The following is a 22,287-nucleotide window of genomic DNA, read 5'->3' on the forward strand; positions in this document are numbered from 1 at the left end:
CACCATGCGCGCCGAAAAGTGATGAACCCGAAGACCCCAAGGATCGTATGAAATGATGAGAATGATGCTGTGCGCTGTGGTGACCATGGCGGTTTCCGTCCCGGCCCTCATGGCGGCTCCTAACCCCGACGAATTCCGCGAGAATGTGGACCGGTTCATGGAAGGCCAGATGAAGGCCGAGCAGGTTCCCGGCGCCGCCGTGGCCGTGGTCTATCAAGGCCAGATCGTGATGGCGAAGGGCTATGGCCGCGCCACGCTGGAATTCGACGTGCCGGTCACCACCGACACGCTGTTCCAGTCCGGATCGGTGGGCAAGATGTTCACATCGGTCGCGGTGATGCGGCTGGTCGAACAGGGCCGGATGGGACTCGACGATCCGGTCTCGAAATATCTGCCCGGCGCGCCGGTCGCCTGGCGCACCATGACCGTCCGCCATCTGATGACCCACACCTCAGGCGTCGCCAATCTGGGCGGAGACTTCTACGGGGGCAAGGATTTCAGCGACGAGACCTATATCAAACAGGCCTTTGCCAAACCGCTCGACTTCGCGCCCGGCGCGCGCTGGAACTACAGCAATACCGGCTATGCCCTGCTCGGCATCCTGGTGAAAAAAGCCACCGGCCGCAGCTATCTCGACGTGCTGGCGACCGAAGTGTTCGGTCCGCTGGGCATGGCCACTGCACGCCCGCTCAATGACAGCGATATCGTGGTGAACCGCGCCGCCGGCTACAAGCTTGTCGACGGCGTCGTGAAGAACCAGGATTTCACCTACGCCAATCTGAACGCCACGGGGGACGGCGCACTCTATCTGTCGATCAAGGACATGATCGCGTGGAACCGCGGCATCGAGCAGGGCAAGGTGCTGAGCGCGGCCGGCTGGAAACAGGTCTGGACACCGGTGAAGCTCAACAGCGGCAAGCCCTATCCCTATGGTTTCGGCTGGAGCGTGACGCAGGCCGGCGGTGCGCCGCGTTATCATCATGGCGGGGCTTGGCAGGGTTTCAGAACCTATTATTCGCGCTATCTGGGTGATGAACTGGCGGTCATCGTGTTGACCAATTCGGGTAGAGCGAGCCCCGACAAGTTCAACGACGGCATCGTTGCGCTCTGGGATGCGAAGCTCACCGCGCCGCCCCCCAGGCCCAAGCCCGAACCCGCCATCGCGCGCAAGGTGTCGGCGCTGATCGAAACCGCTCGCGCCGGTCGCCTGACGCCGGCGGACATGCCGCTGTTCCCGGCCGAATATGTCCCGATGTACAACACAGCAATGAAGGATCTGCTCGCAGGCGCGGGGGCGTTGAAGTCGCTGGACCTGATCGAACGCGACGAGAAGGGCGACGATGTGGACTATGTCTATAGCGCGACGTTCGCCGGGCGCAGCGCCAAGGTGAGCTACGGCGTGGCGGCAGGCAACCAGGTGACGCACTTCATGATCCAATAGCCTTGGCATGAAGTGCCTCACGGACGGACAGCAAGTCAGGAAGACAATGATGAAGCTCACGAAAATCGGCCTTGCGGCCGTCACCATGCTGGCGACGGTCGCCACGCCATGTTTCGCTGCCGATCGATCGGCGGTGGCGGCCGCGATCGACCGGGCCGCCCAGGCCGCGGTAGCCGACGGCGTCAGCCCCGGATTGCAGGTCGCCGTCTTCAAGGAGGGCGCCCCGTTGCTCGTCAAGGGCTACGGCTCCGCCGATCTGGAGCAGCCCGCGCCGGTAACCGACAGCTCGGTTTTCCGCATCGGATCGGTCACCAAGCAGTTCACCGCCGTCGCCATTCTGAAATTGCAGGAGGAAGGCCGGCTGTCCGTCGACGATCGGCTGGACAAATATCTTCCCAGCTTTCCCGGCGCGATCGGAATCACGGTCCGTCAGCTGCTCCAGCACACCTCCGGTCTGTCCAACTATCCCAACCCCGCCGATGCAACCGTGAAAATCCTGCCCCGGTCCACTGACGAAATGGTCGCTTATCTCGGAGCAAGGCCCAAGGGCAGCGACTTCGCGCCGGGATCGAGCTGGTCGTACAGCAATGCCGGCTATTTCCTGCTCGGCGCGATCGTGGAGAAGGTGGAGGGCGAAAAACTTGCGACCGTGCTCAAGCGGCGCTTCTTCGTGCCGCTCGGCATGACGCAGACCGCGCTCGACGACGAAAGCGAGATCGTGCCCGGGCGAGCGCATGGTTATGACGGCGACGGCCCCGGCAAGTTCAAGAACGCCGAATTCATTTCGATGACCGTTCCGCGCGGTGCCGGCGCGATGCGATCGACGGCAAGCGATCTGGCGCGTTGGAACGCCGCGCTGTTCGGTGGAAAGGTGCTGAAGCCCGCGACCTTCGCCGCAATGATCGCTCCCGGCAGGTTGGCGAACGGGCAAAGCACCGGCCCGGTCATCCTCAAGCAATATGGCACGGCGAGCGACTATGGCTTCGGCCTTGAGACCTCGATCGTCGAAGGACATCGCAAGGTCGATCATGGCGGCGGCATCGACGGCTTTTCCGCCAGCCTTGCGGAGTTCCCGCAGGATCGGGTGACCGTCGTGGTTCTCTCCAACACGATCGGCAAGGGAGTCGGCGCGGGCGAGATCGCCAGGCGGATCGAACGGATCGCATTGGGCCTGACGCCCTGACGATCAGCAAGGGCGCCTGGCCTGGGCTCAGGCCGGGCGCGTCCGCAGCAGGGCGAGGCCAAAGCCGATGAACAGCCCGCCGGTCAACCGGTTGAAGGCGCGCTTGATCGCGGGACGGCTCAGATAGTGCGACAGCGAATGCCCGCCCAGGCCATAGACGACATACCAGAACAACTCCGCCGCGGCCAAGGTCACGATGATGATCGCGAACTGCGGCGCCTGCGGCGCTTTCGGATCGATGAACTGGGGCAAAAAGGCCGTGACGAGCAGCAGGATCTTGGGATTGCTCAACCCAATCGCCAGCCCGCCGCGAAACAGTTTCGCCGCCGACATTCGGCGCTGCGGCGCCACATCGGCGGGATCGGCCGGCTCCACCTCGGCCCGCCACGCCTGGATGCCGATATAGAGGAGATAGGCGACACCCAGATAGCGCAGCACCTCGAACGCGCCGGGGATCGCCATCAGCAGTGCCGTCAGCCCCGCCGCGGATGCGGTGAGGATGGCGAGCAGCGCGATCAGGCATCCCGCCATCGCCGCAAGGCTGCGCCGCGCACCGAACTCGGCGCTGCGGCTCATGACGTGGAGCATGTTCGGCCCCGGCGTACCCGCCATCAGGAAAACCGTTGCGACCAGCAGCCACCATGTCTCGAGCGTCATATCATCCCCTTCCCCATCGGCGGGCGATGATATGCACCCCGATCGCGGCAAGGCAATGGTGGATCGCCCGGCGCACCTTTTCGGTCAGTCGGCCCGGCCCTTGCGCATCAGCCAACGCTGCATCTCCTTGCATCCGGCCTTCGCCAGCGCCGAAGCGCCCCAGGCCAGATAATAGGGCTTGGGCATGGCAAGTGTCCTGTCGGGAAAGGGCGCGACGAGCCGACCGGCGGCCAGATCCTCCCCGACCATCGACAACTGGGCCAGCGCGATCCCGTTTCCACTGACGGCCGCATCGACGGCAGTGCTGGAAAGCGAAAAGGTCAAGGCGGCACGGCTCGGCGCGGCCGTCACGCCGTTATGGGTCAGCCAGTCCGTCCAGCCGGGCGGCGGCGCGTCGATCTCCGGCCCCCAGTCGACGCCGATCAGCGGATAGTCGAGAAGCTGCGCGGGTTCGGTCAGGGCCTGTGCGGCCAGCCGCGGACTCAGGACCGGCGTCACCGCATCCACGAACAGCTCGGCATAATGCGCGTGGACGACGACATGATCGCCATAGGTCACGCGAAAATCCGCCTCGCCCGACTGGAGATCGGGCTCGGCATCCGACGCGCGGAGCTGAAAGGCGCTCTTGGGGTGACGGCTGGACCATTCGAACAACCGGCCGGCCAGCCAGCGCGTCGAAATCGACGCGGGGGCGCTGATCCGTATCTCCGTATCGTGCTTCTGCTGCTGCACGATCTTCTGGGCGCGGCGCAGCGCGGCAAACCCCTCAGCCACGCCGGGCAGGTATTTCTGGCCCCAGAAAGTGGGCACCACGCCCCGCCCGCTCCGCTCCAGCAACTGAACGCCCAGAAATCCTTCGAGCACCTTGATTTGCTGGCTCAGCGCACCCGCGGAAACACCCAGTTCCTGGGCGGCGCGGGTCACCGTTCCCAGCCGCATGATCGCTTCGAATGCCTGCACGGCGCGCAATGGGGCCATGGTGCGCTGGAGAGGTTCTGTCATCGGCTCGATCATTTAGTTGATCTAAAGAATATAACAGCTCCAGCCCTATAGTCTCAAGCCTGCTTCTGCGGAAAACTGCGGTTCGGCGATGCGCCCGGGAAAGCCGGGCCAACGCATGGGAGGCCAGGTCATGAAATCCAGATGGTTGGCCCCCACCCCCTTCTCTCGCCCGGATCACATATTTCATGACCATCCTGACGACGCCGTGCTGACGCTTGCGCCACCCTATCTGCTGTTCCTGGGGGACGCCCCCGCCGCTAACCACGCCAAGACCGCGTTCGGGCTGAAGGATTGGGCGCCCGAACATTGTCTCGGCGAATTCGGCTGCGGCGCCGCGATCACCACCGGCCTTCCGTTCCTGACGCCGGAGGCCGCTTATGCGCGGGGCGCCCGCTCGATGGTGATCGGCGTTGTCAATCTGGGCGGCTTCATCCCGGATGCCTGGATCGCCCCCTTGCTGCAGGCGATGGAGGCAGGCCTCGACATCGTCAGCGGCATGCATGGCCGCCTGTCCGATCGCGCAGATCTGGCCGAAGCCGCGGTGCGGTTCGGTCGCCGCCTGATCGATGTGCGGATTCCGCCCGAGGGGATCGCGATCGCAACCGGCCGGCGGCGATCGGGCCGGCGCTTGCTCACCGTCGGAACCGACTGTGCGCTGGGCAAGAAGTACACCGCGCTCGCTCTGGCGCGGGCGTTCCATGCACGTGGTCTCGATGCGGATTTCCGCGCGACCGGGCAGACCGGCATCATGATCGCGGGTTCTGGCCTGCCGATCGATGCGGTCGTATCGGACTTCGCCGCCGGCGCCGCGGAGACGATCAGCCCGGACGCGCCGGCCGACCATTGGGATCTGATCGAGGGGCAAGGATCGCTCTTCCATCCATCATATGCGGGCGTGTCGGCCGCCCTGCTCCATGGCAGCCAGCCCGACGTGATCGTCGTCTGCCATGAACCGGGCCGAACCAGCATGGCGGGCCTGCCGGGCTTTGCGGTTCCCGATGTGCGCGAGGTGATGGATCTCAGCCTCGCGCTCGGCAGGCGCACCAACCCCGCCATCCGGTGCGCCGGGGTCAGCCTGAATACGTCCGCGCTGGGCAAGGATGCCGCGCTTCGCCTGATGAGCGACGAAAGCGAGCGGCTGGGCTTGCCTGTCGCCGACCCGATACGGGGCGGCGCTTGCTTCGACATGCTGGTCGATGCGTGCCTGCGACCATAAGGATTTGCCGGCGCCCGCACCCCGGCTACAGGACTTGGAATATGACGTACCGCTCGGGTGAGTGGAACAAGGTTGAGGGTGACCATGATGTTCAGAATGCGCAGTGTCTGTAGTTTTTCGGTGACGACATCGGCGCTGGCGCTGGCACTGCTTGCGCCGGCCTCGGCAAAGGACGCCCCGGCCTATGACATCGTCATTCGCGGCGGTACCATCGTCGACGGCAGCGGCCTGCCCGGTTATCCGGGCGATGTCGCGATCGCCGATGGGCATATCGTCGCGGTCGGCGATGTCGGCCCCGCACGCGCTGCGAAGACGATCGACGCCAAGGGGCTGGTCGTCGCCCCCGGCTTTATCAACCTGCATAGCCATGCCGAACCCGACGCGGTCTCGACCGCGGTCAACATGCTGACGCAAGGCGTCACCACCGAGATCATCAATGCCGATGGCAGCGGAGAGATCGACATAGCCGGCCAGCTTCGGACCTATGCGTCCAACGGGCTCGCCGAGAATATCGGCGCATATGTCGGTTTCAACGCGATCTGGGAAAACGCGATGGGGGAGCGCGATCAGCGGCCGACCGACGCACAGATTTCCGCAATGCGCGCGGGGCTGGAGACCAATCTGAAGGCCGGCGCCTGGGGCGTGGCATCGGGGCTGGACTATCGCCCGACCTATTATGCCAAGCCCGAGGAAGTGATCAGCATCGTTTCGGTCGCCAAGCCCTGGCGGACCAACTTCCCCAATCATGACCGGCTGCGCCCCGAGGATAATCTCAGCTCGTTCAAGGGTATGGAAGAAACGGTTTCGGTCGCTGAGCAAGCCGGGCTGACGCCGGTCATCACCCATATCAAGAGCGCGGGCAAGGAACGCGGCAACGCCCCCAATGTGCTCAAGATGGTGTCCGCCGCCACCGCACGCGGCACCTGGACTGCGATCGACATCTATCCCTATCTCGCCGGCCAGACCGCGCTCCAGGCGTTCCTCGTCCCCGGCTGGGCGGCCGATGGCGGGAGCGACGCAATGCTCGCCCGCTTCAAGGATCCCAAACTCAGGCCGCAACTGGTCCAGGCTGCGGAATATGCGATGGCGACGCGGCTGGGCGGCGCGGAAGGCATTTCGCTTCCGGGCATCAACAAGCGGCTGACCGACATCATGGCTGAGGAGAAGGTCGGCGCCGGCGAAGCGGTGCTCCGCACGCTGGAGCGCGATCCCTTCATCACCGCCAACATGACCTTCGGGCTGGAAGACGATGTGATCACCTTCCTCAAATATCCCGACACCGCGGTCGCCTGCGATTGCGGGGCGGCGATCCCCAATCGTGGCCATCCGCGCTATTATGGCAGCTTCCCCAAGGTGCTCGGCCATTATGCCCGCGACGTGGGCGCGATCACGCTGGAGGATGCGGTGCGCAAGATGACCGCGCTGCCCGCCGCCGTCATCGGCATGGTCGATCGTGGTCGCATCGCGCCGGGCATGCGCGCCGACGTGACTCTGTTCGATCCGAAGACGGTGCGCGATCATGCCACCTTCGACGCGCCGACGCTCAAATCGGACGGCATCCGCCATGTCATCGTCAACGGCGTCACCGCCCTGTCCGACGGTGCCGCGACAGGCCTCAAATCGGGCGCGCTATTGCTGCGCGACACCCATATGCCGAGCCGGCCGATGAACCCGGCCACCGACGCACGCTCGGTCACCGCGACCGCGAAATCGGCCGATTACACGGTCAGCTTTCAGGCCGCGCAGGGCAGCGGCCAGCGCCATGCCACCGGCACGGTCAAGCTGACCGATGCGAAGACCGGCCGGGTCTGGACCGCCGACAGGCTGGGCGTGCTCCAGACCGGCAAGGGCTGGGCGAGCGTGACCGCGATCCTCCGCAACAAGAGCGCCGGCGCCAAAGCGGCGACGCTGACGCTCGATCATGCCGATGGCAGCACGGAGGCGCCGGTGGTGTCGGTGACGCTGGGCGATGACGGCGCCGTCGTGCTGCCGGGTCAGGGATCGGTTCAGGCGGAAGCGGCGGCCAAAAGGAAGTAGCGAAGTCGCCGGTCGGGTGGATCGTTTAGCTCCGCTAAAGCACATTATCGATCTGCACCCATATTCCTGAGCCTCGTCCTGCGGAAAGCTGGAAGCTGCAGGCACGCGAACGCGACGAGCGTGTCGAGATCAGGAAGCGGGGATTGGATGATGAAATCGAAATGGTTTGCGGGTCTTTCGGCTGTGGCGCTGACGGCTGCCGGCGGCACAGCCTTCGCGCAGAGCAGCGCCACGCCGGCCGCCCATCAGGGCGCAACCCGCACGGCTGCGGTGGCGGTCGATGGCAAAGCCATCGACAAGGTGTTGGCGGACGAGCTTGCCAAGGGCAAGCTGGCCGGCGCCGTGGTGGGCGTGATGAAGGATGGCAGGATCGCCCTGGTCAAAGGCTATGGCATGGCCGATCTGGAAGACGGCCAGGCGGTGAAGCCCGACACGATCTTCCGCATCGGTTCGATCACCAAGCAATTTACGTCCGCGATGCTGCTGATGCTCGTCGAGCGCGGCCAATTGTCGCTCAGCGATCCGATCAGCAAATATTTCCCCGATTTTCCACATGCGGATGGGATCACGGTTCGCCACCTGCTCAACCATACTTCGGGCATCCACGGCTATACCGATGAGGCATTTTGGGGGGCGAAGAGCCCATTGGGCGTACGTATGTGGCGCGCTCATACCATGCCGGAACTGGTCGCCGGCATCGCCGCACAGGACAATCTCACCGATTTCCCGGTCGGCACCGATTATCGTTATAATAATTCCGCTTATGTGATGGCGGGCGCGCTGGTCGAGAAATTGACGGGCAAGCCCTATGCGGTCGCGCTGGACGAGATGATCGTGAAACCGCTGGGGCTGGTCGACACCGCCTATGACGACGAGATCACGATCGTGCCACGCCGCGCCAAGGGTTATGGCCTGCGCAACGGCAAGCTGGCCAATGCCGAGGCATTGTCGGTCAGCATTTCGGGCGGTGCCGGGGGCATCCGTTCCACCGCGACCGACATGCTGCGCTGGCATCAGGCACTGTTCGGCGGAAAATTGCTGAAGCCCGAAAGCCTGACGGTGATGACAGAACCCGCCAGGCTCAACGACGGTCGGACGACCAGCCAAGCGCGCAAGCCCGACGCCAAGGGCAATCCGCCGATGGACTATGGCCTGGGCCTCGCCTTGGGCACGCGCGACGGCCGCCGCGTGATCGGTCATGGCGGTGCGATCAACGGCTTCGCCAGCGGCCTCTATACCTTCCCGGACCGCCGCACGACGATCGTGGTGCTCGCCAACACCGATGGCGCCGCCGGCCAAAGCCTCTGGAGCATCGCGGACATCGTGCTGGGCAAGTAGGTCCGGCGCAACGCCATCATCCGCACCGGCACATCATGACGCCGCGAAAGGCCCCAAGCGAGGCGCTTTTCGCGGCGTTGGTGTTTGGCGGCGGCATATGGTTCGATCGCGCTCAGATCGTTTAGCTCAGCTAAAACACATCAACGATCTACCCCCATATTCTTGAGTTCTGAGCTGCGGAAGACTGCGCTCAAGGCAACACGCCCCGGACGAACCGGGCTTGGCCGCATTCACTTCATCAGGGGGGATTGAGCAATGAAGTCCAAATGGTTCACAGGTCTTTCGCTTGCGGCGTTGGCGATGACCAGCAATGCGGCATTCGCGCAGGACAATGGCACGGACGCCGGGGCATCTGACGAGATCATCGTCACCGCGCAGAAGCGCGAGGAAAAGCTGCGCGACGTGCCGATCTCGATCAGCGCGGTGACCGGCGACATGATGGAGCGTCAGGGCGCGACCCGTTTCTCCGACATCGCCGGCTATATTCCGGGCCTGACCTATCAGCCGGGCACCAGCGGCGCGGCCGGTGAAAGCCGGTTCAACATCCGCGGCGTTTCCCAATCGAATTCACCGATTTCGGGCACTGCCATCTATATCGACGACATCCCGACCACGGTGCACGGCGCCAATGGCGCGGCCACCTTCAAGGCGATCGACCTGTTTCCCTATGACGTGGATCGGGTGGAAGTGCTGCGCGGTCCGCAGGGCACGCTGTATGGCGACAGCACGATCGGCGGCCTGATCAAATACGTCACCAGGAGCGGAGATGTGGACGATTTCTCCGCCGCCGCCGGCGTGGAGGGCACCGCGGTCGACGGCGGCGAGGGCATCGGGCTCGGCGCGCGGGCCGCGGTCAACGTGCCGGTCGTGCCCGGCCTGCTCGGCCTGCGCGTCAGCGGCTTCTATCAGGAGACACCCGGTTTCCAGACCAATATCGCGACCGGGGACAAAGGCACCAACTGGGTGAAGCAGCACGGCGTGCGCATCGCGGCCCGGCTGACACCCAGCGACGATTTCACGATCGACGCCCAGTGGATGAAGACCAAATTCGAATCCGGCGATCGCGCCATGACCCAGCTCGTGCCCGGCACGGCAACGCCGCTCTACGGCGACTACGTCAATTTCTCGCCGGTCGCACAGCCGACCGCGCAGGATTTCGAACTCGGTTCGCTCACCGCGCGCTATGATTTCGGGCCGGTCAACCTGACCTCGGTCAGCGGCTATTCGAAAGTCGTGCGAAGCTTCACGGCGGACTATACTTTCTTCGTGCGCGATTTCGTCGCGGGCTATACCGGGGGCGCCATCACCGACGCGCTCGGCGTCTTCGATGCACCCAACCAGACCAGGAAATATACGCAGGAAATCCGGCTCGCCTCGTCGGCCGATCAGCCGCTCACCTGGGTCGTCGGCGGTTATTATACGGTCGAGAAGACCAACGGAAAGGCGCTCACCATCCCGCAAAATGCGGACGGATCGCCGATCACCAGCCTGCCGCCGATCTTCAATTCGTACATCGATGCCCGCTATACCGACAAGTCGCTGTTCGCCAACGCGACTTACAAGATCACCGACAAGTGGGACGTGTCGGGCGGGATCCGCCACTCGTGGATTTCCGACAGGTTCAACAGTCGCGGGGAAAGCGTATTCTTCCCAACCGGCGAGACGAGCGATTCGTCGCGCACGAAGAACAGCGCGACGACCTGGTCGCTCGGCACCCGCTATATCGCCAGCGACGATTTGATGATGTTCGCGCGCATCGCGACCGGTTTCCGCGCCGGCAGCACCAATCCCAACAACAGCTGGCCGGGCGTACCCGCCGGTTACGACAATGACAGCATGATCTCGTACGAAGCCGGCGTGCGCGCCGATTTCCTCGACGATCGCGCATCGATCGACATGACCGTCTATTATCTGAACTGGACCGACATGTTCGTGTTCGGCCAGACGCCCGATGGGGTGTTCGGCTTCACGACCAATGGCGGCAAGGCGAATGGCGGCGGCCTGGAATTCACCGGCACGCTGCGCCCGGTGCGGAACCTGACACTGACCGCGACCGCGGCCTATTTCGGCCTGAAGCTTCGCCAGGACCTACCCGATGTCGGTGCGCGGGCGGGCGATCGAGCGCCGGCCACACCATCGTGGAGCGGATCGTTCCTGGCGGATTATGCGGTACCGCTGGGCGGCGACTGGGATCTGCATTTGGGTGGCGGCATCCGCTGGTCCAGCCACAGCTGGTCGGAGTTCCGCGACGATCCGACGAACATGCGCATTCCCGGCTATGCCATCGGCGATCTGAACGCATCGATCTCCAACGATCGCTGGACGGCGCGCGCCTATATCCGCAACGTGACCGACAGCCACAAGTTGGCATCGATGGGCCTCGACAATCGCGGCATCCTGATGATGCCGCGCACCTTCGGCCTCGCGCTCGACGTGAAATTCTGATGGGTGCGGAGGGAGACCGAACATGAGAGTCTTCTCGCTCATCGCGCTCTGCATGGCGGCGGCGCTGTCGGTGCCCGCCGTCGCGCAGGCGGACAAGCCGTTCCTGCCGGCGGCGACGCATGATCAGACCTCCGCCGAGGGATTGACCTATCGCATCATCACTGCCCCGCCCGCCGGCCCCGCGCCGGCGGCGGGATATCCGGTGATCTATATCGTGGACGGCAATGCCTGGACGATGATGGCGTCGGAGGTGATCCGCACCAATCTGGATTTCGGGACACAGGCCAAGGTGGAGCCGGCGGTGGTCGTCGGTATCGGTTATCCCATCGACGGTGCTTTCGATCTGACACGGCGCACCTGGGATCTGACGACGCCGTCTTCTGCGCCCTCGGATTCGCGCGGCGGCGAGATCGGCGGCTATGAGGACATGATCCGCTTCATCCAGGATCGGGTGAAACCCGATATCGAGAAGCGCTTCCGGATCGATCGCGCGCGCCAGACGCTGGCGGGTCATTCGCTGGGCGGGCTGTTCACTCTGCGCACGCTGATGAACCATCCCGACTGGTTCCAGAATTATCTGGCCCTCAGCCCGTCGATCTGGTGGAACAATTCCGCGTTGCTGAAGGAAGCGGCGGCCTTGGGTGCGTCCTCCCCCCAGCGCAAGGCGCGCGTCTATCTCGGCATCGGCCAGCTCGAGCAATATTATACGCCGCAATTTCTTCAGGCGATGGAGGCCGGCTTGCGTGCCAAAGCCGCTGCCGATCCTGCCTCGCTCGGTGGTATGAGCGTCGAAGCCTATATGGCGGAAGTCCGCAAAAGCTCGGGCAAGATGGTCGACAATGCCCGGCAGATGGCGAAGATCCTCGGTGAAAAGGGGCTCGACGTACATTTCGATTTCTTCCCGGAAGAGGATCATTTCTCGGTGCTGGCGTCGGAGTTCGGCCGCGCCGTTCCGTTCGCGCTGCGCAAATGAGTGCCGGCTCTTCCTCGGGTGGCGCGGCGGCACCCATGCCGGCAGGCAAGATTTTCTGGAGAAAAGGCATGAAATCCATCCGATTCCTGACATTTGCCCTGGCGGCGGGTCTGGCAGCGGTGACGCCGGCGCACGCCGATGAGCCGTTCCTGCCAATCCCCGTGCACGATCTGAAATCGGCCGAGGGACTCACCTACCGGATGATCGTCCCGCCGCCGGCCGGTCCCTCGCCGGCGGCTGGCTATCCGGTCATCTATGTGGTGGACGGCAATGCCTGGGCGCCCTTCGTGTCGGAAGTGATCCGCACCAATCTCGACTTCGGCACGCGGGCGAAGGTGGAACCGGCGGTGGTGGTCGGCATCGGCTATCCGATCGACGGGACCTTCGACATGAAGCGGCGCGATGTCGACCTGACGACGCCATCACCGGTGCCGTCGGATGCGCGCAGCGGCACGATCGGCGGCTATGAGGCGATGATCCGCTTCATCCAGGATCGGGTGAAACCCGATATCGAGAAACGCTTCACGATCGACAAGACGCGCCAGACGCTGGCGGGCCATTCGCTGGGCGGTCTGTTCGCATTGCGCACGCTGATGAATCATCCGGACTGGTTCCAGACCTATCTCGCGCTCAGCCCGTCGATCTGGTGGAACAATGCCCTGCTGCTCAAGGAGGCGGCGGCGCTGTCGCCAAGTCCGGCGCAGCGCCGTGCACGGGTTTATATCGGCGTCGGCGAACTCGAGGAATATGCGACGGCCAAATATCTGGCGGAAGTGGAGGCGACGGCCCGTACCATGGTTGCGAAGGACCCGAAGGCCCTGGGCGATGTGAATGTCGAAGGCTTCGTCGCCATGATGCGCAGCCGGGAACAGCATATGGTCGACAATGCCCGCGCAATGGCGAAGGCGCTTGGCGACAAGGGCGTGACGGTCACGTTCGACCTGTTCCCCGAAGAGGACCATTTCTCGGTGTTGCCGTCCGAATTCGGCCGCGCCGTTCCGTTCGCGCTGCGCAAATGAGCGCGCGGCTTCCCAGGATTTTCCGGAGACCAGTCATGAGATCTATCTCATCCGTTGCGCTGCTCCTGGCGGCAACGTCCGCCGCGACGAGCCCATTGCTCGCCAACACGCCGTCCCAGGCAAACAAGCCTTTCCTGCCGATCGCATCGCACGATCTGACCTCGGCCGAAGGGTTGAGCTATCGCATCATCGTCGCACCGCCGGCAGGCCCGGCGCCCAAGGCGGGCTATCCGGTGATCTACATCATGGACGGCAATGCCTGGACGCCGATGGCGGCGGAGGTGATCCGCACCAATCTGGATTTCGGCCTGCGCAGCAAGGTGGAACCTGCGGTGGTGGTCGGCATCGGTTATCCCATCGACGGCGCGTTCGACATGAAGCGTCGGCCGCACGACCTGACCACCCGATCGGACCTGCCTCGCCCTGTCAGCAAGGTAATCCCCAAGGACAGCGGCGGGTATGAGGCGATGATCCGCTTCGTCCAGGAACGGGTGAAACCCGATATCGAGAAGCGCTTCCCGATCGATCGCAACCGCCAGGCACTCGCCGGCCATTCACTGGGCGGCCTTTTCACCCTGCGCACGCTGATCAATCATCCCGACTGGTTCCAGACCTATCTGGCGCTGAGCCCATCGATCTGGTGGCACGATGCCGCGCTGATCAAGGAAGCGCTGGCGCTGTCCCCTAGCCCGGCACAGCGCGCCGCCCGCATCTATATCGGCATCGGCGAACTCGAGGAGTACAAGACCGACGCCTATGTCGCTGAAATGGAGGCGAGCCTTCGTGCCTCGGTCACAAAGGATCCCAGGGCGCTCGGCGGCGAAAGCGTCGAAACCTATATGACCAGCGCGCACAACCGCGAAAACCATATGGTCGACAATGCCCGCGACATGGCCAGGATCCTGACCGACAAGGGGCTCAAAGTCCGCTACGACCAGTTCCCCGAGGAAGATCATTTCTCGGTCCTGCCCTCGCAGATCGGTCGCGCGATCCCTTTCGCGCTCAGCAAATAGACAGGCGGCCGCCGTCCGGTCAGACCTCCCTCAGGCGTCGAAGCGGATCGTGATCGAAGGGGTGCTCCGCTCGGCCTCGCCGTGATAAACGGCTTCGATATTGTTGCCGTCGGGGTCGATCAGGAAAGCCGCATAATAGCCGGGGTGATAAGGTCGGTCGCCGGGCGCGCCATTGTCCTTGCCGCCATGCGCCAGCCCGGTCGCGTGGAACGCATCCACCATGGCGCGATCGATCGCCTGAAACGCCAGATGGTGACGCCCGGTGAGCCGGCCCTGCGCGGCGGCGCTGTCGGCGGTCGAGACGAACAATTCATCCACCCAGAAATAATCGTCGGCGCTGCCGCCGATAGGCACATCGAGTGCGGCGAAGATCGCTTCGTAGAAGCGGCGGCTGGCGGGCAGATCGGCGACGACGAGCTGGATATGGTCGATCAGCCGACCGCGATGCAGTTCCTGCGCTTCCATGGCATGTTTCTCCTCAAGCCAGAGCCGGACGTTTCCGCCCGGCTTTGCCGGCTTCAACGAGACATGCGATCGAGTGTTCCAATGAGCGCGGCCTGACGTGATCAGGCCGCGCTCATCCGCGTCAGAACTTCACTTTTGCCCCGGCCGTGAAATAGCGGCCCATCTGGTCGTAATGGACCTGCCCCGTGGTGGTGAGCGGCGGATCGCGATCGAAGACGTTGCTGATGCTGCCGAACAGCGTGAAACCGTCCACCTTCACCTGCGCGCCGATGTCGAGATAGGTCCGCGCCGAGATCGCGTTGTTCGCGATATCGAGCTGATGATTCCACACGCCACCGCCGACATAGCGCAGGCGGGCATCGGCGCTGAACGCCTCGTCATTATAGGCGACGCTGAACGATCCGCGCCATTTCGGCGTGCCGAAGGGCACCGCCTCACCGACATCGCCGACATATTCAATCTTCGTGATGCCGTCATAGGTCGTCAGGCTGGGCACATAGGTCGCCAGCGCGCGGAAGCGCAGCGAGCCCGGCATCGACGACGAGATAGTCTCCATCGGCAGCGAATAGGATGCCTCGAAATCAACGCCGTGCGTCTTGTATTCGGCAAGGTTGACGAAAGTGGCATAGACTTCGGTCACACTATTGTTCGGCCCGCCGCGCACGATCTGGCCGCACAATGCCGTATTGCCGTTGAAGCATCGGCTGACGATGTCCTGCCCGCCAAGCGTGGCGATCGCGCCCTTGATGCTGATATCGAAATAATCGACCGACAGGTTCAACCCCGGAATGAAGGACGGCGAATATGTAGCGCCAATCGTGGTCGTCTGGCCGATCTCAGGGTCGAGCACCGAATTGCCGCCGCCATAGGTGATGATTTCGTACGACGATTTGGTGACCGGATCTGCGATGGTCGAGCGCGTCGTCGTACGCAGCGTGAACAGTTCCGACAGGCTGCCCGAACGGATGTCACGCGAGCGCGAGACGCGGATCAGCAGATCTTCGAAGATCCGATCGGTGATACCCAGCTTCCACGACCAGACGCTGCCGGTATTGCTGTAATGGCTGTAGCGGGCGGCGGCGCTGAATTCGAGCTTGCTGAAATCCTGATCGAGCAACGGGATCGCGACCTCGCCGAACCCTTCCTTGACGTTGAAAGCGCCTTCGAGGTTCGAGAAGTTGAAGGTGGTGAAAGCACGCGCCGCCGAGAGCGGATCGAGACCGCTCGACGTGATCGATTCCCAGCGCGCCTCAGCACCGACCGCGATCGAGACCGGCCCCGCCCAGAGCGAGAAGGGATCGCCGCGCAGGCTGACGCCCGCCGTGTCGAGCTTGGTGGTGTTCTTGACATGCGCCGCGTTCGAAAAGGCATAGGCGACCGCCGCCGGATCGGCATTGCCTTCGCCGAAGATATTGAGCGGGCGGCAGGCCGTATTCGGATCGGTCAGTGCAATGCGGCAGATCGGGGCGCCGCCGACCGGGTTCGCCACCACATCGATCGCGCGCGCAAAATTGGTCGCGACCTTTTGGTTGAGATAGCCGCGATCGTCGCCCAGTTCGCCATGGCCGTAATAGGCGCTGTAGCGCCATTTGCCGTCGCCGAACGACCCGTCGATGCCGATCGCCGCGTCGATCGTGTCGCGCACATAGCCAAAGGTGCGGTAGCCATAATCCTCGAACACGCGCCCCATCACGAAGCTCGTCTGGCCCGCGGCGATCAACTGGTTGCGGACCGCCTGCGGCAGAAAGGGATTGTCGCGCGAGACCGTGATGTTGTTGCGGTTGCTCTCGGCGTAGAAGGGATATTGCGCCGACATGCGCGAATAGCTGCCGTCGATCCAGAGCTTCGCATCGCCCACTTCGAAGCTGGCGCGCGCATAGACGTTGATCCGCTCATGCGGCGCGGCGAGCGCGGTTTCGTCGCGCAGGCTGGTGCCCTCGCCGCCGATCATCACCGAATCGCTGGGCTTTCCCTTGGTACCGAAGCGAAACGGGCGCAGCGTCCCGTCATTGTTGAAGGTCTGGCCGGCAAGGACACCCGACATGATCAGGCCGCCGACGCTGGCATCGGCATAGTTGACGTCGCGCGCGATGACATAGGTGTGCGCAGAGCCGTTAGGATTCGTGTAGAGTGTGGTGCTGCCCAGATTGCGGCGGGAATCGCGGTCGAGCACGCCCTTGTCGTCCAGATATTGGGCGCCGATCATGAAATGGCCGGCACCACCGGCGAAGCTGGTGCCGAAGCTGCCTTCGAACCCGTAACGCTCGGCATCCCCGCGCGACGAAACACCGGCCGTCGCGCCGAGCGTCAGCCCGTCGAGCGTTTCGTTGAGCAGGATATTGACGACACCACCGACCGCGCCCGAGCCCCAGGCGGCGGAGGCGCCACCTGTCACGACCTCGACGCGCTGGACCAGCGCCTGCGGCACGGTGTTGAGGTCACCCGCGCCGGTGAAGCGGCGGCCGTTGAGCAGGGTCAGCGTGCGCGTGCTGCCAAGGCCGCGAAGATCGGCGGGCGAAGATCCCGATGCCGTGCCCGAGAAATTGGTGACCGGTGAGGTGCTGGCACGAAACTGGGGCAGATCGTTGAGCACTTGCGCGATGCTCGGCCGATTGCCGATGCGCAGATCGGCACCGCTGACGACCGTGGTCGGCGTCGGCGCGCTGAAACCCGCGCGGTCGATGCGTGAACCGGTGACCAGGATCTCGGCGTTCGGAGCGTCGTCTCCGGCATCATCGGTCGGAACGCTGGCGGGCACTTCCTGCGCGACAGGCGCCGCGGCGCTGACTCGAGCCGGCTGCGGCGCGACCAGCACCAGCACGCCGCGATCGGCGCGGCGGATCTTGAACCCCGTACCCGACAGCAGGATGTCGAGCGCGCGGTCGACCGCGTGATTGCCCTTCAGCGTCGCACTTTTGCGGCCGCGGACCATCGTGCCGCTGAACGTCACCTGCTGGCGCGAGGTGCGCGCGAACGTGCGTAGCGCCGATGCAAGATCCTGTGCGGGAATGTCGAAGGAATAGGTCTGCTGCTGTTGCTGCTGCGCTGCCGCACAAGCGGGCGCGGCCATTGCCGTCGCCAGAACCGCCCCGGAAACCGCCCAGAGAAAAATGTGACGCGACATACCCGTATAATCCCCCAATCATGCCCGGCGAACCCGGCCGTTGGGGATTAGACGCATCATCCGCCAATCTCCGCCCGCCGGACGCGAAATTTTCTGAAAGCGGCTCAGCGATCCGATGAAGCGATCGTGATCGCGCCGTCACGGCCGGCGATGCGGACCGGCAGAGTCTCGCGAACGCCGACGACAAAGGCATCGACATCGCCGGTGTTGAACACGCCGTTGATTTCGAGCGCACCCGCCTTCGGATCGGCCAGCTCTATCCTGCGCGCGGAATAGCGATTGACGCGCTCGACCGCGCTGGCAAGCGGCTCGTCGATAAAGGTCAGCTGCCCAACTTCCCAGGACAGCGATCGCGCCACGTCGGTCGCGGCGACCGACGCAGTCGACTGGGCGAGATTGGAGACCAGCTCTCCACCGGGCTTGAGCAGCCGGTCCGCGGCGCCATTTGCCCCTTTGAGCGCAACCGGCACCGGCATGGCGCCGCGATCGCGCTGCTCGAGCACCGCGACCTGCCCCTCATAAAGCACGACATGCATCTGCCGGCGCAGCAATTCGACGCTGAACGAGGTGCCCGTCGCGACCACCAGCTTGTCGGCCGCCGTAACGCTGAACGGGCGGGCCGGATCGTGGGCGACGTCGAACTTCGCGCGCCCCTGGCGCAGGACCAGCACGCGCCGATCCTTTTCGAGCCGGACATCGACGCGGGTGGCGGCATCGAGCGAGATGCGCGAACCGTCGGCAAGCACGACGATCCGGCGCTCGCCCACCGCCGTGCGATAAATGTCGGGCTGGCTCTGCAACCACAGCACGCTCGCGACAAAGGCGAGAACCAGACAGGCCGCAATCCCCCAGAACGCCCGTCGCGGTCCCGACCGGACCGCCCAGCGCGCCCGGTTCCGCTTTCGATAGGTCGCCAGCGCACGCTCGCGGACTTCGATGAACTCGGGCGCGGTGGCGGCCGCGCCGAAACGCTGCCAGACGCGCACCGATCGCTCGAAGGCGTCGAGATTGTCGGGATCTGCATCGATCCATGCATCGAAGGCGCTTTGCTCGTCGATCGACAGCGCGCCCTCGGACAGCCGCAGGCACCATGCGCTCGCGTCTTCCAGCCGCGCCTGGCGATCCGTGGGGACGACGGAGATGCTCATCGATCGTCTCCAAATCGCTCGGTCAGCAGCACCATCGCTTTGGTCAGATGCTTCTCGACCGTGCGCACCGCGATACCGAACGTATCGGCGATCACGTCCTTGCTCATATGCTCCAGCCGGTAGAGTGCGAAGATCGCTTCGGTCGTTTCGTCGAGTTCGCCCAGGGCCTGGCGCATCGCGACGATCGAATCGCGGCCGGCCGCAATGCGGAACGGATCGAGCGGATCGACGCCGATCGCATCGCCCTCACCCAGCATCTGCCGATATTCGGTCCGCACTTTCGCGCGGCGGGACCGATCGCGCAGCAGGTTCGCAGCGGTCTGGAACAGATAGGCGCTGCCCGACTGCACCGTCATATCGGGATGGCTCGCCAGCCGCGTGAACACTTCCTGCGTCAGATCCTCGGCCTCGGCATGATCGGCGATCCGGCGCAGGAAGAACGCCATCAGCGCCGGCCGATATTCGCGGCTGAATTCGATGACGTCGCGCGCGCTTTCACCCTGCCCGGCATGTTCGCCCGGCTCGGCATTTTCCCCTGGCATCGCACTTTCACCCGGCATCACATGAGCCTCTCGCAGACGGCCGTATCCCATTAGACGCGCGGACGGCATTTCTTCGCACGGCGATCGAAAAAAACGATCGCCGTGCGAAGCCGGCGGCGGAGATGCACATGCCAAAGAATTGGTCGGGTGTCGCGGCATCCGGTCAACGCTGCTATGGCCCTGGGAATGATCGACAGACGAACCGCCATCCAGGGCCTCAGCGCATTCTCCGCCGCGCTTGCCCTGCCGCAATCCCTTACCGCCGCCCCGCCAGCCACCCGCAAACCGCCCCGATTGCGGCAGGGCGACACCGTCGGCCTGATCGAACCCGCGGGCTTCACCGATGACGAATTCGACCTGCAGCTCGTCGTCGACACGGTGAAGGCGATGGGGCTCGTTCCCAAGCCGGCGCCGCATCTGGCGGCGCGCTACGGCTATCTCGCCGGCGAAGACAAGGCGCGCGCCGCCGACGTCAACGCCATGTATGCCGATGACAGCGTACGCGCGGTCTTCGCGGTGCGCGGCGGCTGGGGATGCGCCCGCATCCTGCCCTATCTCGATTACAAGCTGATCCGCGCCAATCCGAAGCTGCTCGTCGGCTTCAGCGACATCACCGCCTTGCACCTGGCCTTTGCCGCGCGCGCCGGTTTCACCACGATCCACGGCCCCAATGCCGCAAGCTCCTGGGGCAAGCTGTCCTGGGATGCGTTCCGGAGCCTCGTCTATGACGGCGCGACGCCGGTCTATCAGACACCCGAAGGGACCGACGACCGCCTCGTCCAGCGCAGCGGGCGGATCCGCACCTTCCGCCCCGGCAAGGCGAGCGGCCGCCTGCTCGGCGGCAATCTGACCGTGCTCGCCGCGCTGATGGGCACGCCCTATCTGCCCGATTTCGACGGCGCGATCCTGTTCCTGGAAGATATCGGCGAGGCCGAATACCGGATCGACCGCATGCTGACCCAGCTTGCGCTGTCCGGCATACTCGGTCGCGTCGCCGGCGTCGTTTTCGGCCAATGCACCGATTGCCGATCTTCGGGCGGCAATTATGGCGGGTTCAGCCTGTCGGAAGTGCTCAAGCAGCATCTCGAACCGCTCGGCGTACCGGCGTTCCAGGGCGCGCTGATCGGCCATATCCCCAACCAGTTCAGCATTCCCGTGGGCATCCGCGCCGAGATCGACGCGACCGCGGGCACGATCCGTATCCTCGAATCCGCGGTGGCATAGCCCGATGATCACCCCTCCCCGCCTGCTCGCCATCGCGCTTGTCCCGCTGACCCTGTCGGCATGTGGCGGTGGCACGCCATGCCCGGGGCCGCGGGCCGACTGGATCGCCGCATCCAGCGGCAAGCCGGCACCCGCGCCGGCCAATACCGACACCATCATCCTAGACCAGCATGACCGCATCCTGTGGAACGGCACGATCACTTCGCACGAACGCCTCCGCGACACGCTGAACCTCGCCGATGCGGCGGGCCACACCGTCAGGCTGACGCCGCAGCCCGGCGCCACCTGCCCGATGATCGAGAAGGTCCGCGTGGCGATGGATCGATCGCTGGCCTGTGGCATGGGCCGCTGCCTGGAAAGCGCGACGGGGCGTTAGAGTCTGTCCAGCTGGATTGGCTGATACGGCAAAGCCTCTCCTCCCTGCGCGCAGCGTGGGGAGGGGGACCACGACGCGAAGCGGCGTGGTGGAGGGGAATTTCGATGCGTCATTCCCCGCCGCAACCAGCAGAAATTGCGAGATAACGCCGCCGAAAACCGTGCGTGGCATCAGCATCGCAGTTCCCCTCCACCACCGGCCGTTGGCCGGCGGTCCCCCTCCCCATCTTCGATGGAGAGGAGAAATTCCCGCCATCGCGCATCCCGAATAAAATCCCGGACAGCAGTGCGCCTTCGCGGGAATGGCATGGTGGGTGGTGTTTCGACGCAGACGGATCAAACTCCAGATCCTGCCACTCCGGACAGGCCCTCAGGCTGTGGATAAAGCTGTGGACCGGTTTGCGGACAACCCGGTGCATCGCCATTGCCTTTCGCGATATCGCCCGTTTATGAGCGCCTATGCGCCCGAGACTATCCACCCCCGCCGACGCCGACCGGCTGTTCGAGATCTGGCACGATGCGGTGAAGGCGACGCATGATTTCCTGACGCCCGGAGACTTGGATGCGATCGCATTGGAGGTGCGCCCCTATGTCGCCACCGCGCCGCTCTGGGTGGTCGACGACGATGCGGGCCTGCCCGCCGCGTTCATGGGGCTGTCCGGACCGCATATCGATGCGCTGTTCGTGGCGCCCGGCCAGCATGGCCGCGGCATCGGGCGGGCGCTGACCGATCATGCGGCGCGCGGCGCCGACAGCATCACCGTCGACGTCAACGAGCAGAATGCAGGCGCCCTCGCCTTTTACGAACATCTGGGCTTTGTCCGTTTCGACCGCTCGCCGCTCGACGATGCCGGCCGTCCATATCCGCTGCTGCATCTCCGCCGGCAGAATTGAATCCGGCAGTTTCCTGTATGTGCGGCGGGGCTAAGGTCTGCGCCTGACTTCAAAATGCTCCGGAGTTTGATCCATCTGAGTAGAAACACCACCATCTTGTCATTCCCGCGAAAGCAGGAATCCCGCTTCTTCTTCTTTCTGATGCTTCACGGAAAAGCTGGATTCCCGCGTTCGCGGGAATGACAAGATGA

18 protein-coding genes are annotated in these 22,287 nt (G+C 64.4%); 12 read left to right on the forward strand and 6 right to left on the reverse strand.

All coding sequences use genetic code 11. The annotated features are described in order from the left end of the window. Positions 1–52 precede the first annotated feature (52 nt). The gene (locus tag AC3WN8_RS04245; RefSeq protein WP_492668141.1) at positions 53–1,441 is read left to right on the forward strand and encodes a serine hydrolase domain-containing protein; all 1,389 of its coding nucleotides are present in this window, start codon (positions 53–55) and stop codon (positions 1,439–1,441) included. 49 nt (positions 1,442–1,490) lie between these two features. Continuing rightward, complete coding sequence (locus AC3WN8_RS04250; protein ID WP_492668142.1) at positions 1,491–2,624, forward strand: serine hydrolase domain-containing protein; 1,134 nt, start codon at positions 1,491–1,493, stop codon at positions 2,622–2,624. 27 nt (positions 2,625–2,651) lie between these two features. Here the strand turns inward: AC3WN8_RS04250 and AC3WN8_RS04255 are convergent, their stop codons facing one another. Next, entirely contained in the window at positions 2,652–3,281 is a 630-nt protein-coding gene (locus tag AC3WN8_RS04255) for a LysE family translocator (RefSeq protein ID WP_492668143.1), read from the reverse strand. A gap of 84 nt (positions 3,282–3,365) precedes the next feature. Continuing rightward, positions 3,366–4,283: a LysR substrate-binding domain-containing protein gene (locus AC3WN8_RS04260; protein WP_492668144.1), complete on the reverse strand. Its 918-nt coding sequence runs from the start codon at positions 4,281–4,283 to the stop codon at positions 3,366–3,368. 130 nt (positions 4,284–4,413) lie between these two features. On the opposite strand from AC3WN8_RS04260, the gene AC3WN8_RS04265 reads away from it, so the two are divergent. From AC3WN8_RS04265 to AC3WN8_RS04295, 7 genes are all read left to right on the forward strand, one after another. Then, positions 4,414–5,499 carry an N-acetyltransferase DgcN family protein gene (locus tag AC3WN8_RS04265; RefSeq protein ID WP_492668145.1) on the forward strand — a complete coding sequence of 362 codons (1,086 nt, stop codon included), beginning with the start codon at positions 4,414–4,416 and terminating at the stop codon, positions 5,497–5,499. A 96-nt stretch (positions 5,500–5,595) separates the two neighbouring features. Then, positions 5,596–7,536 carry an N-acyl-D-amino-acid deacylase family protein gene (locus tag AC3WN8_RS04270; RefSeq protein WP_492668146.1) on the forward strand — a complete coding sequence of 647 codons (1,941 nt, stop codon included), beginning with the start codon at positions 5,596–5,598 and terminating at the stop codon, positions 7,534–7,536. Positions 7,537–7,686: 150 nt separating this feature from the next. Continuing rightward, a complete protein-coding gene (locus tag AC3WN8_RS04275) occupies positions 7,687–8,874 on the forward strand; it encodes a serine hydrolase domain-containing protein (protein WP_492668147.1) in 1,188 nt (395 codons plus the stop codon). Between the two features lie 255 nt (positions 8,875–9,129). Next, complete coding sequence (locus AC3WN8_RS04280) at positions 9,130–11,319, forward strand: TonB-dependent receptor (RefSeq protein ID WP_492668148.1); 2,190 nt, start codon at positions 9,130–9,132, stop codon at positions 11,317–11,319. 22 nt (positions 11,320–11,341) lie between these two features. Further along, positions 11,342–12,292 carry an alpha/beta hydrolase gene (locus AC3WN8_RS04285; protein WP_492668149.1) on the forward strand — a complete coding sequence of 317 codons (951 nt, stop codon included), beginning with the start codon at positions 11,342–11,344 and terminating at the stop codon, positions 12,290–12,292. Between the two features lie 68 nt (positions 12,293–12,360). Next, positions 12,361–13,311: an alpha/beta hydrolase gene (locus AC3WN8_RS04290; RefSeq protein WP_492668150.1), complete on the forward strand. Its 951-nt coding sequence runs from the start codon at positions 12,361–12,363 to the stop codon at positions 13,309–13,311. A gap of 35 nt (positions 13,312–13,346) precedes the next feature. Continuing rightward, a complete protein-coding gene (locus tag AC3WN8_RS04295) occupies positions 13,347–14,324 on the forward strand; it encodes an alpha/beta hydrolase (protein WP_492668151.1) in 978 nt (325 codons plus the stop codon). A 30-nt stretch (positions 14,325–14,354) separates the two neighbouring features. Here the strand turns inward: AC3WN8_RS04295 and AC3WN8_RS04300 are convergent, their stop codons facing one another. The 4 genes from AC3WN8_RS04300 to AC3WN8_RS04315 form a co-directional block, all read right to left on the reverse strand. Further along, positions 14,355–14,789 (reverse strand): VOC family protein, encoded by a 435-nt coding sequence (locus AC3WN8_RS04300; protein WP_492668152.1) that lies wholly within the window; start codon positions 14,787–14,789, stop codon positions 14,355–14,357. A gap of 121 nt (positions 14,790–14,910) precedes the next feature. Continuing rightward, positions 14,911–17,913 (reverse strand): TonB-dependent receptor, encoded by a 3,003-nt coding sequence (locus AC3WN8_RS04305; protein ID WP_492668153.1) that lies wholly within the window; start codon positions 17,911–17,913, stop codon positions 14,911–14,913. A 104-nt stretch (positions 17,914–18,017) separates the two neighbouring features. Then, the gene (locus AC3WN8_RS04310) at positions 18,018–19,061 is read right to left on the reverse strand and encodes a FecR family protein (protein WP_492668154.1); all 1,044 of its coding nucleotides are present in this window, start codon (positions 19,059–19,061) and stop codon (positions 18,018–18,020) included. Continuing rightward, a complete protein-coding gene (locus AC3WN8_RS04315) occupies positions 19,058–19,603 on the reverse strand; it encodes an RNA polymerase sigma factor (protein WP_492668155.1) in 546 nt (181 codons plus the stop codon). Before AC3WN8_RS04315 ends, AC3WN8_RS04310 begins: the two co-directional genes overlap by 4 nt. 186 nt (positions 19,604–19,789) lie before the next feature. Between AC3WN8_RS04315 and AC3WN8_RS04320 the strand changes: the two genes are divergently transcribed. The 3 genes from AC3WN8_RS04320 to AC3WN8_RS04330 all read left to right on the forward strand — a co-directional run bounded on the left by AC3WN8_RS04320 (position 19,790) and on the right by AC3WN8_RS04330 (position 22,096). Beyond that, the gene (locus AC3WN8_RS04320; RefSeq protein WP_492668156.1) at positions 19,790–20,827 is read left to right on the forward strand and encodes a S66 peptidase family protein; all 1,038 of its coding nucleotides are present in this window, start codon (positions 19,790–19,792) and stop codon (positions 20,825–20,827) included. A 4-nt stretch (positions 20,828–20,831) separates the two neighbouring features. Beyond that, positions 20,832–21,203, forward strand: a complete 372-nt coding sequence (locus tag AC3WN8_RS04325) for a hypothetical protein (protein ID WP_492668157.1) — start codon at positions 20,832–20,834, stop codon at positions 21,201–21,203. A 458-nt stretch (positions 21,204–21,661) separates the two neighbouring features. Next, positions 21,662–22,096, forward strand: coding sequence for an acetyltransferase (locus AC3WN8_RS04330; RefSeq protein WP_492668158.1), 435 nt, complete (start codon positions 21,662–21,664; stop codon positions 22,094–22,096). Positions 22,097–22,287 lie beyond the last annotated feature (191 nt).

The sequence above is a fragment of the Sphingobium sp. FW305-3-2-15-F-TSA7 genome, assembly GCF_058787155.1.

What these genes read in the sequence shown, in the direction of transcription:
- AC3WN8_RS04305 (WP_492668153.1), bottom strand. Translation starts at nt 17,913, where the DNA reads ATGTCGCGTCACATTTTTCTCTGGGCGGTTTCCGGGGCGGTTCTGGCG.
- AC3WN8_RS04260 (WP_492668144.1), bottom strand. Translation starts at nt 4,283, where the DNA reads ATGACAGAACCTCTCCAGCGCACCATGGCCCCATTGCGCGCCGTGCAG.
- AC3WN8_RS04290 (WP_492668150.1), top strand. Translation starts at nt 12,361, where the DNA reads ATGAAATCCATCCGATTCCTGACATTTGCCCTGGCGGCGGGTCTGGCA.
- AC3WN8_RS04265 (WP_492668145.1), top strand. Translation starts at nt 4,414, where the DNA reads ATGAAATCCAGATGGTTGGCCCCCACCCCCTTCTCTCGCCCGGATCAC.
- AC3WN8_RS04295 (WP_492668151.1), top strand. Translation starts at nt 13,347, where the DNA reads ATGAGATCTATCTCATCCGTTGCGCTGCTCCTGGCGGCAACGTCCGCC.
- AC3WN8_RS04310 (WP_492668154.1), bottom strand. Translation starts at nt 19,061, where the DNA reads ATGAGCATCTCCGTCGTCCCCACGGATCGCCAGGCGCGGCTGGAAGAC.
- AC3WN8_RS04245 (WP_492668141.1), top strand. Translation starts at nt 53, where the DNA reads ATGATGAGAATGATGCTGTGCGCTGTGGTGACCATGGCGGTTTCCGTC.
- AC3WN8_RS04285 (WP_492668149.1), top strand. Translation starts at nt 11,342, where the DNA reads ATGAGAGTCTTCTCGCTCATCGCGCTCTGCATGGCGGCGGCGCTGTCG.
- AC3WN8_RS04315 (WP_492668155.1), bottom strand. Translation starts at nt 19,603, where the DNA reads ATGCCAGGGGAAAATGCCGAGCCGGGCGAACATGCCGGGCAGGGTGAA.
- AC3WN8_RS04325 (WP_492668157.1), top strand. Translation starts at nt 20,832, where the DNA reads ATGATCACCCCTCCCCGCCTGCTCGCCATCGCGCTTGTCCCGCTGACC.
- AC3WN8_RS04280 (WP_492668148.1), top strand. Translation starts at nt 9,130, where the DNA reads ATGAAGTCCAAATGGTTCACAGGTCTTTCGCTTGCGGCGTTGGCGATG.
- AC3WN8_RS04250 (WP_492668142.1), top strand. Translation starts at nt 1,491, where the DNA reads ATGAAGCTCACGAAAATCGGCCTTGCGGCCGTCACCATGCTGGCGACG.
- AC3WN8_RS04270 (WP_492668146.1), top strand. Translation starts at nt 5,596, where the DNA reads ATGCGCAGTGTCTGTAGTTTTTCGGTGACGACATCGGCGCTGGCGCTG.
- AC3WN8_RS04320 (WP_492668156.1), top strand. Translation starts at nt 19,790, where the DNA reads ATGATCGACAGACGAACCGCCATCCAGGGCCTCAGCGCATTCTCCGCC.
- AC3WN8_RS04300 (WP_492668152.1), bottom strand. Translation starts at nt 14,789, where the DNA reads ATGGAAGCGCAGGAACTGCATCGCGGTCGGCTGATCGACCATATCCAG.
- AC3WN8_RS04330 (WP_492668158.1), top strand. Translation starts at nt 21,662, where the DNA reads ATGCGCCCGAGACTATCCACCCCCGCCGACGCCGACCGGCTGTTCGAG.
- AC3WN8_RS04275 (WP_492668147.1), top strand. Translation starts at nt 7,687, where the DNA reads ATGAAATCGAAATGGTTTGCGGGTCTTTCGGCTGTGGCGCTGACGGCT.
- AC3WN8_RS04255 (WP_492668143.1), bottom strand. Translation starts at nt 3,281, where the DNA reads ATGACGCTCGAGACATGGTGGCTGCTGGTCGCAACGGTTTTCCTGATG.